Origin of the sequence: Dietzia sp. B19, assembly GCF_014145155.1 — a bacterium.
Lineage (GTDB): Bacteria > Actinomycetota > Actinomycetes > Mycobacteriales > Mycobacteriaceae > Dietzia > Dietzia natronolimnaea.
On sequence record NZ_JAALED010000163.1, the window covers coordinates 1 to 1,670 of the forward strand.

The 1,670-nt window shown below is 70.9% G+C and carries 1 protein-coding gene; it reads left to right on the top strand.

Features of this window, described 5'->3' with window-relative positions; translation table 11 throughout:
- Positions 1–72 precede the first annotated feature (72 nt).
- On the top strand, positions 73–1,593 hold the full coding sequence (locus G6020_RS05775; RefSeq protein ID WP_179524392.1) for a proton-conducting transporter membrane subunit: 1,521 nt from the start codon (positions 73–75) through the stop codon (positions 1,591–1,593).
- Positions 1,594–1,670 lie beyond the last annotated feature (77 nt).

Genomic DNA, 1,670 nt, shown 5'->3' on the forward strand with positions numbered 1-1,670 from the left:
CGCCCTCGCGATCGGGGTGTCCGGGCCGTTGGCCGACCTGGCGGTGCTGGGGATGACCCACGGAGGTGGAGCATGACCCCGCCGTCCTGGGTCGGTGAGTCGTCCCTGCTCGCCGTGGCCCCTCTCGCGCTCTCGGCTCTCGTCGCCGTCGTCGTCTTCCTCATCCCGGAACCCCGCACCAAAGCGCGCACCACGGTCAACATCACCGGCGCCTCGGTCAAGTTGCTCATCGTCGCGGCGCTGGTGCCCGCCGTCATCGCGGGCGCCCGGCCCGAATGGCGCAGCGCCCTCCTGCCGGGTCTCGACCTGATCCTGCGCGTGGAGCCGCTCTCACTGCTGTTCGCCGGACTGAGCTCGCTGCTGTGGTTGCTCACCACCATCTACGCGATCGGCTACCTGGAGGGCCGCCCGCACCGGGCCCGGTTCTTCGGCTTCTTCTCGCTGTGCGTCACCGCCACCGTGGGCATCTCCTTCTCCGGGAACCTGGTGACGTTCCTGATCTTCTTCGAGCTGCTCACCCTTGTCACCTACCCGCTGGTGGTGCACAACGGCACGGCGGCCTCGTTCCGCTCCGGCCAGCTGTACCTGCGGTACACCCTCAGCGGCGGGCTCTCGGTCCTGGTGGGCGTGGCCTGGCTGACCGCGCTGGTCGGCGACGTGGACTTCACCGCCGGCGGCGCGGCGGCGGTCGCCGAGCTGGCCGCCGAGGACCCCGCCACCGCGGTGGCGATCTTCGTGCTCATCGCGGCCGGCCTGGGCGTCAAGGCCGCGCTGTTCCCATTGCACGGCTGGTTGCCCCGGGCGATGGTGGCGCCCGCCCCGGTCAGCGCGCTGCTGCACGCCGTCGCCGTGGTCAAGGCCGGCGTGTTCGGCCTGGTCCGACTGATCGACGACGTCTACGGCGTGCAGGTCGCCGACGACCTGGGCGTGCTGCTGCCGCTGCTGGTGCTGGCCTCGTTCACGGTGATCTACGGCTCGGTCCGCGCCCTCATGCAGGACGATCTGAAGAAGCGACTGGCCTACTCCACGGTCAGCCAGGTCTCCTACGTCACGATCGGCATCGCCCTGGTCTCCGAGATGGGCACTGCCGGCGGACTGACCCACCTGGTGCACCAGGGCCTGATGAAGATCACCCTGTTCTTCTGCGCCGGGCTGTTCGCCGAGGTGCTGGGGATCAAGACCGTCTCGCGACTGGCCGGGCTCGGGCGGCGGATGCCGTGGACGTGCGCGGCGTTCACCGTGGGCGCGTTCGGGATGATCGGGGTCCCGCCGATCGCCGGGTTCGCGTCCAAGTGGCAACTCGGGCTGGGCGCACTGGACTCCGACCACACCTGGGTGCTGGGGATCTTCATCACCAGCGCGCTCCTCAACAGCGCCTACTTCCTGCCGCTGGTGTACTCGATGTGGTTCGCCGAGCGGCCCGGGGGCGAGTCCCCGACAGGTGCGGGCCGACGGCGGGCGGAGGCGCCCCTGGCGCTGCTGGTGCCGACCATGATCACCGCGACGGCCTCGCTGCTGGTGGGGATCATCGCCGCGGCCCCGTACTCGCCGATGGGGATGGCCAGGTTCATCGCCGAGGGGGTGTTCCCCTGATGGCCTCCGCCCCGTGGATCGCGGCCCTGTGGGCTGCCGCGCTCGTCCTGCCGCTCGTCGTCGCGGCCGCCCTCGGC

Bases quoted from the DNA above. Each gene is read 5' to 3' on its own strand.
- G6020_RS05775 (WP_179524392.1), top strand. From the start codon at position 73: ATGACCCCGCCGTCCTGGGTCGGTGAGTCGTCCCTGCTCGCCGTGGCC.